9 protein-coding genes and 1 tRNA gene are annotated in these 6548 nt (G+C 57.2%); 4 read left to right on the top strand and 6 right to left on the bottom strand.

Going from position 1 to position 6548, the window contains the following annotated elements; all coding sequences use genetic code 11:
- Positions 1-248: 248 nt before the first annotated feature.
- Entirely contained in the window at positions 249-386 is a 138-nt protein-coding gene (locus tag IH881_19790; GenBank protein ID MCH7869943.1) for a hypothetical protein, read from the top strand.
- A gap of 48 nt (positions 387-434) precedes the next feature.
- Here IH881_19790 and IH881_19785 read toward each other — a convergent pair whose 3' ends face one another.
- Positions 435-1424: an SGNH/GDSL hydrolase family protein gene (locus tag IH881_19785; protein MCH7869942.1), complete on the bottom strand. Its 990-nt coding sequence runs from the start codon at positions 1422-1424 to the stop codon at positions 435-437.
- A gap of 219 nt (positions 1425-1643) precedes the next feature.
- Between IH881_19785 and IH881_19780 the strand changes: the two genes are divergently transcribed.
- Both IH881_19780 and IH881_19775 read left to right on the top strand, forming a co-directional pair.
- Positions 1644-1742 (top strand) — tRNA-Gly (locus tag IH881_19780).
- A 185-nt stretch (positions 1743-1927) separates the two neighbouring features.
- Positions 1928-2746 (top strand): PDZ domain-containing protein, encoded by an 819-nt coding sequence (locus tag IH881_19775; GenBank protein MCH7869941.1) that lies wholly within the window; start codon positions 1928-1930, stop codon positions 2744-2746.
- 49 nt (positions 2747-2795) lie between these two features.
- Here IH881_19775 and IH881_19770 read toward each other — a convergent pair whose 3' ends face one another.
- On the bottom strand, positions 2796-3266 hold the full coding sequence (locus IH881_19770; protein MCH7869940.1) for a tyrosine-type recombinase/integrase: 471 nt from the start codon (positions 3264-3266) through the stop codon (positions 2796-2798).
- Positions 3267-3335: 69 nt separating this feature from the next.
- On the bottom strand, positions 3336-3533 hold the full coding sequence (locus tag IH881_19765; protein MCH7869939.1) for a DUF2188 domain-containing protein: 198 nt from the start codon (positions 3531-3533) through the stop codon (positions 3336-3338).
- Between the two features lie 540 nt (positions 3534-4073).
- Between IH881_19765 and IH881_19760 the strand changes: the two genes are divergently transcribed.
- Positions 4074-4604 (top strand): DDE-type integrase/transposase/recombinase, encoded by a 531-nt coding sequence (locus tag IH881_19760; GenBank protein MCH7869938.1) that lies wholly within the window; start codon positions 4074-4076, stop codon positions 4602-4604.
- Positions 4605-4703: 99 nt separating this feature from the next.
- On the opposite strand, the gene IH881_19755 is transcribed toward IH881_19760, so the two are convergent.
- From IH881_19755 to IH881_19745, 3 genes are all read right to left on the bottom strand, one after another.
- The gene (locus IH881_19755; protein MCH7869937.1) at positions 4704-5915 is read right to left on the bottom strand and encodes an MFS transporter; all 1212 of its coding nucleotides are present in this window, start codon (positions 5913-5915) and stop codon (positions 4704-4706) included.
- Positions 5916-5949: 34 nt separating this feature from the next.
- Positions 5950-6270: a hypothetical protein gene (locus IH881_19750; protein MCH7869936.1), complete on the bottom strand. Its 321-nt coding sequence runs from the start codon at positions 6268-6270 to the stop codon at positions 5950-5952.
- A 37-nt stretch (positions 6271-6307) separates the two neighbouring features.
- The coding region (locus IH881_19745) for an aromatic ring-hydroxylating dioxygenase subunit alpha (GenBank protein MCH7869935.1) at positions 6308-6548 on the bottom strand (241 nt) is incomplete at its 5' end.

Genomic DNA, 6548 nt, shown 5'->3' with positions numbered 1-6548 from the left:
TCACCTCACAAAGTTGGTGCCGCCTGGGTGCCGTCTGCCGTCGCCAGTACCTCTAGATTCCCCCGGATTCCACTCGTTTCCCTTGCCTGAGACGTATCTAACTGATCTTCCTCGGGGTCGGATTCTCTTCCCAAGCTGAGGGTCGCCGGTTCGAACCCGGTCTCGCGCTCCACTTTTCAATGACTTACGAGCTTCGGTAAATTTCCTGGGGCGGTTCGGGACAGAAGCCTCTCGAGGACTCGGCGCTGGTGCGCTCAAAGCAGGTTCGCGTTCACTTGACCGCAGTGGAACCCAAGGAACTCAGCCAGGCCGCAGGCGAAGCGTCGCTTTCCAGCTTCGTGCGTGGCTTGCTGCTCAGGCATTTGAAGCGCCGGAAGAACAAATAGGTAGCCGCCACTGGCACAACCCTGGAGGATCGAAACGAATGGACGAAATCAACGGGAACGAATCCTTTCTTCTGTACTGCATCTCGTCGCTTTGTCCGACGCCACCAGTCCCCGATCAATCAACAGCTGATCGAGCAATGCTTCTGCGATCAATCGGTGCCCCTGCGCCGTTGGATGGTGGTCGGTATAGAGAAGGTTGCCGCAGGCCGCTTGAGCGCAATTTCTCATGAAAACTGAGCGTGAATCGACTAGAAGAACCTCGAGCTTCTCGGCGACGGCGATGATCCGGTCGTTGGCCCATAAATACGATGCTCGACTCGGGGACGGGTAGGTAAGAAGAATCGTGTGAACGCCCAGTGTCTCTGCAAGGTCGGCAATGGAAGTTAGATTCTCGGTGAGCTGGTCGATCCAGACCTGGCTTGCCTGGTCTTTTTGTTTGGTCCAGCCGAGGTCGAACCTGTTGGATCCGAAGTGAATCGTACCACGATTCGGACGGTAACCTTCGGGGTCGTCGAACTCGATCTGTACCTCATAGTTTTCGAGTGTCCGACGTAGCATGTAGAAGAGGCGATAGAGCCGGGAGTACTCCCACAATCGATTTCCGAGCGTCAGTGATTCGTCGTGGAAAGGCACAGGTTCAGTCCAGTAATCGTTTGCTCCGACCATGAGCGTGATCACGTCTGGACGAAAGGTCTCGAGGAGCCGCTGAATGTCTCTTCGGACCCTCGATGAGTTTGTGCCAGGAACACCGGCATTGATCACCTCGATCGCCGGCTCGGGCGAGTGCCGTTCTCGCCACAACGTTTGAACGACGCTCGGGTAGGCGTCATCGCGATCCTCGAGATAGAGGCCATACGTATTGGAATCGCCCAAAGCGAGAACTCGAACGGCCGAGCCGCTCTTCCAGCTAGACGCCGCGGCCTCCGACGTTGCACGAACGTAGAGTCCGCCAATCTGAAGTACGACCTCGGTGAGAATGCATGACAACACGAGGCCGATGAAGACCAGGGCGAGCCGCTCGACGACCTTTCTCAGCATGCAACAAAACTACCCTAATTCGGACCGAAAAAAGTTGTCGATCTGCCAACCGAAAACTGTCGCTGAAATCCCGGAGTCAATCGGTTCCCCGCGCAGATCTTGTCGCCGAGAATATTTCGCTGCGTTAGTCCGGGGACATCCTTTACACCTGGTGGCACTCCATGTCACCGTATGTCACTACATGGCACTGTCGGACCGGACATCGATTGGGGGATTCATGCGCGAAATCAGTAGGTTGTAGATTTCCCCGTTCAGCTTCCCAAGCTGAGGGAGCGAAAGCAGTGCTTTCGATGGGTTCGAACCCGGTCTCGCGCTCCATTTATTGCTCCAACATCCCGCCATAGAGCCAACCACCGAAACACGAATTACGTGCCGGGTTCGTATAGGATCGCGCAGCGATCCCTGAACCCGGTCTCGCGCTCCATCTCCAGAAAACGGATCAAAAGTGCCCAAAGCAGACACTGCGCTCTCGTATAATGCCTGCCGACAGTGGGAGGCAGATCATGGCAGACAGGCCGAAATCAAACAGGCTGCATCAGCAGATGGCTCAAATGGTGTCGCTGGAGACCGGCATGGAAAAACTGCTGGAACAGCTGCAAGACGCGGTATCCGAACACCGTGACGTGGGTGTATTCGTCAAGGATTGCCTAGAGGTGACAAGAACCCAGCGCAAGGCAATTAAGTCGCGTCTACACGAAGTCGCTGACGGCTTGGCCTTACCCGGCATAGAGTTTGGCGCAAACAAGGCCGGCGTCGGACTTCCGCTTGCCACAGCAATCCAGCGAATTTGCGTCGCTCTTGATTGTGTCATCATGGGGTATTCGGTGTTGCAGCTGCTGGCACTCCGACACCGCGACAACTATCTCGCTGGTGACGGAAATACAGCCGATCTCGCAGTCGAGCACTATGAGCGATATGTCGGTGCCCTGCACAAGATCAAGGCAATGTTGCATGACGTCGTGGTGTGGGAGCTCGACGACGAGGACGTTGCTTGCCAGTGCACATGCCCGTGTTGTGACCTGGGCGTGTGTCTGTGCGCTCCGTCCAGTCGATCAGACCTGAATGATGCATGGGCAAATGCAGCACCCGACATCGATAAAGCAGGTGTTTATGTTTATTCGCCCAGGCCAGGCAGTGCAGCAATCGAGGCTGGCCTACAACGTGGAGACGTGATTGAGGCGGTGGACGGTGAGGAGCTAAAATCTCTTTGGACTCTGCATGAGGTCGTCGAAGGCCATCAAACAGATAAGGCGATGGATTTTCGTGTACGCCGTCAATCAGGAGAAATTGAATTTGTATCAATCGTGCGGCCACAGGCGTAGTCTGAATAGGAGTCGGCGTGGCAGACAAGAGGGGCAATTGCCTGTCACTCTATGTCACCACATGGCACTGTCGGACCGGACAGGGAATTGAGAAGTGATTTGCAGAATCAAGTACTTGCACGATTCCCCGTTCACCTTCCCAAGCTGAGGGAGCGGAAGCAGTGCTTCCGATGGGTTCGAACCCGGTCTCGCGCTCCATGAATCTCCCGCCTTTCCGACCACTTGCACCGATTGCTTTACTCTGTCGAGTTGACGCAGAAGTGTTGGTGCCGCGGGGGTGCCGTTTGGTGCCGCCAAAGTCGAGGAAGGAAAGATCGTTGTCCTCTTCCGGAATCTGGTGTGCGTAGATCCGAAGCGTTACTTCGGGATTCGCGTGCCCCAGTTGATTTGAGATCCATTTGACGCTCTTCCCTGACGCGAGAGCCAGTGATGCAAACGTATGTCTTGCGTCGTGGAGGCGAAGTTGGCGAACGCCTTTGCGATTTCGGGACTGACAAAAAGAAAGCCGGCGAACCTCCACTTCGGGAGATCCGCCGCCATTTTCTTTCAATCGTCGCCGACGCGATGCCGGCGCTGCGAAGAACTCGATCTAGGCGGCGTAGCTCCGCTTCGACTGGATCTTCCCGTTCTTCCCCTTGATCTTGAGCATGCCACGTGCCCGCTTGGCCATCGCGCGACCCTTTCGCACTGCGACTTCTTTCTTCCGGTGCATGCTCTCGGGGCTCTTTTTGCCCTCGCGCTGGACCATCCAACCTTCCTCACAACTACGAACTACGAACGACTTCATTGGCATGTCTTGTCTCCTCTAGGCTCCGATGCCGAACATGGGGCCATGAATATGATCGACACACTTCGAAACCCGCTGAAGGGCTGAGGCTACTGAGACGCAGCTCAGCGGAACCTTCGGCGCAGGGATCGGGCAGCCACTTGCAGCGAAGTGGTACAAGTCTGCGAAGGTCGGACCGCGTGTGGAGAGCATTCTCCGGAGACGTACCGCTCCTCTTGTCAGCCCCTGGTTCTGGCTAGTCTTTCCGGAATGGCGCAGAGCCCACCGGCCTCTCTGCTTTCCCGAAAAGTCACTCTATATTCTCTTTATAGGGTGACATTACGGGAAAACGGGGAGTGAGCAGTCAGGCATGTGAGTTTGCGGGAAAGCAGCTGAGCGAGAGGGATGTGGTGCCTGCTTTGCCGGAGAATCCACCTGGGCTAGCGGGAATGGGGTACCGCGCTGTCCACTAAGACCCGTTATCGGCAATTTCTTCAAATTCGCGGCTTGATTTTACTATTCTCGACGTTTCTCCGTAATCACAGAGACGGCATTGCTGCAATGGACTTCTTCGTCGTGCCTACCGTAACATTCCGTCTTCTGTACGTGTGGTTCGTGATCGATCACGAGGGGCGACGGATCATTCACGTCAGCGTAACGTCCCATCCGGCGTCGCACTGGGTCGTTCAACAATTCCGCGAATCGTTCCCCGACGACTCGGCCCCAAATTATCTCATCTTCGACAACGACACGATCTTCTCAAGCGAAGTATCGGCGTCGATCGAGTCGTTCGGCATCACGCCAAAGAGAACGGCGTATAGAAGCCCATGGCAGAATGGGACCGCAGAGCGCTGGGTAGGATCATGCAAGCGCGAACTTATCAACCATGTAATCGTGCTCAATGAGGATCATCTGCGCCGGCTTCTTCGAGATTACGTCCGCTACTACAACACGGACCCAGTCCACACGAGTCTCAGAGATGCGCTAGACGGCCGAGCAGCCGAAGCCCGTCCTTCATCGGACGCGAAAGTAGTTGGCCTGCCCCGGGTCGGCGGCCTTCACCACCGTTATGTATGGAAGGAAGCCGCGTAAGTATCTCGCGTTGGAGGCCACTTGGCACTTCGGATTGATTCTGAGGACAGACAGGACACCTCTACGTGCCGTGGGCGACAGGCAGAGGAATAAAGGGATCTAGAAGGCTCCGCCGGGGGCGGCAGACTGCGTGACGCGCTGTTGGGAACGTCTTAGCATGCCCTCGGTGAGGACGAACACCAGCGTGCTCGCCGCCACTGCGATTCCCGCCATTACGTAGACGCCGCGGTAGTCGTTCCCGACGATCAGCAGGCCGGCAGCCGCTGGCCCGAAGACGCTCCCGAGCATCTGGGTGGCGCATAACAACGGTGTCAGGCGTCCGCTCGGATCGCTCGCGGTGACGAGGATGTACTGGTAGGGCAAGGAGAAGTTCCAGGCGAAGTAATAGAGGAAGGTTGCGACGGCGAATGCCACCACCCCGTCGAAAATCCACCACATCCCCATTGCGATCAGGAACGACAGGGCCGCGACCGAAATCGGAATGATCCGACCGTACCGAGTACCTAGAGCAGCAGAGAGGAGTGAGCCCGACGCGCTGAGAGTGAGCCCAACGCCGAGCACCGCGCCGACGGTCTTGTTGTCGTAGCCCTTGTCGCTCCCCATCAGCTCGAGAAACGCCCAGAGGGCCGACTGGCCAAAGGTGTAGAGCACCATCCCTACCAATGCGAAGCACGCGATCCGATAGCTCCCGACGCCCGCTGACTCGGTGGGAAGCTGGCTCCCGGGCTCTCGTTGTTCGGAGCCACGCCGAGGAATGAATCTCAAAAACGGCAGAGCCACGGCGGTCACGGCGGCCAGAACGACCAGGCAGCCATTGAGTCCCCACGCGGGCGTTACCTCGCTGGGAATCAGATATAGAAGTAGTCCCGCAAGACTGAGCTGACCGGCCAATCCTAGTCCGAAGCCACGAGCCGGGTTGGTGCTGTCGCCGAGACAGGTCAATGCGATGGAAACATTGATACCGCTGGCGAAACCCAGGACCAGGAGAAGAGCCAGCAGCACCGTGTAATCGGCCGCCATCAGCAGAAAGTAGGTGGCGATCGTGAAGAGAGTCGCGGCATAGGTCCAGCGACGCCAGTCTATTCGCCGAATCCAGAACACCGCTGAAATCGCGGCGAATGCGAGTCCCAGGCTGTAACTGGCGAATAGAAAGCCCAGCTGGGCGTCCGACAGCGACAGCGATTGATCAACGGCCGAAATGAATGCGGGTTGTACGTTGTAGAAGACGTAGGCGGTCGTGATGAGTACGATCGCCGCCGCCACAGTGAGCGGCTGGTCGACGCCGGAAATGCTGCCCCTATTAGAGGTCACGTGCGGGTGATCCGGCTAGGTCGAAGCAGTCTGGCTACGCTGAACAAGGCTGAACCTCTATATGACTCATCCCGGCCACTTCCCGTAGCCGGATGTCGTCCTTCGTGACGATCCAAGCTTCAATTCGGAAGTACGGGAAATCGGAACGTTCCGTCCCGATCGATCTTGGCGAGGAGTGCGTTCTCACGAGGTTGTCCATGGCGCGCGTTTGTACCGGCTCGATGAATTCGGTGGTCATCACGGAAGAGGGGCCGTAGGGCGTCACGCGGCGCCCATTTTCCGTGCCGTTGCAGTCGGGCACCTGAAAGAAGCGATTGGAGGCAGTGACCGGGCCAATCTTCACCGGCTTGAACAAGATGTAGGGTCGCGAGGTATCGGGGAACTCTCCAGTCTTACGAGCTGGCAGTCGGTCGGGCCATCAAGTCCAGGTACCAGAGCACGGTGTTTTCCACGGACCCTTCCAGTTCCGAATACGGCCCCGGCCGGTAGCGCCGCGACATCACACCGGCGTGGTTGTTCTTGGTAATGATTTGGTCTTGCTGAGTGGTGACGTCCCACATCCAGCTCACGCGTTTCACATCATAATCGACGCCCTCGCGCGCGTGCTCGGCGACCAGCCAGATTACTTCCATC

It is taken from the genome of Myxococcales bacterium, assembly GCA_022563535.1.
GTDB lineage: Bacteria > Myxococcota_A > UBA9160 > UBA9160 > UBA4427 > DUBZ01.
Note: the sequence above shows the minus strand (reverse complement) of the source record. Positions and strands in the feature narration are given on the sequence as shown.

Excerpts from the sequence above, each read along its gene's own strand:
- IH881_19785 (MCH7869942.1), bottom strand. The coding sequence starts at position 1,424 with ATGCTGAGAAAGGTCGTCGAGCGGCTCGCCCTGGTCTTCATCGGCCTC.
- IH881_19775 (MCH7869941.1), top strand. The coding sequence starts at position 1,928 with ATGGCAGACAGGCCGAAATCAAACAGGCTGCATCAGCAGATGGCTCAA.
- IH881_19765 (MCH7869939.1), bottom strand. The coding sequence starts at position 3,533 with ATGAAGTCGTTCGTAGTTCGTAGTTGTGAGGAAGGTTGGATGGTCCAG.
- IH881_19760 (MCH7869938.1), top strand. The coding sequence starts at position 4,074 with ATGGACTTCTTCGTCGTGCCTACCGTAACATTCCGTCTTCTGTACGTG.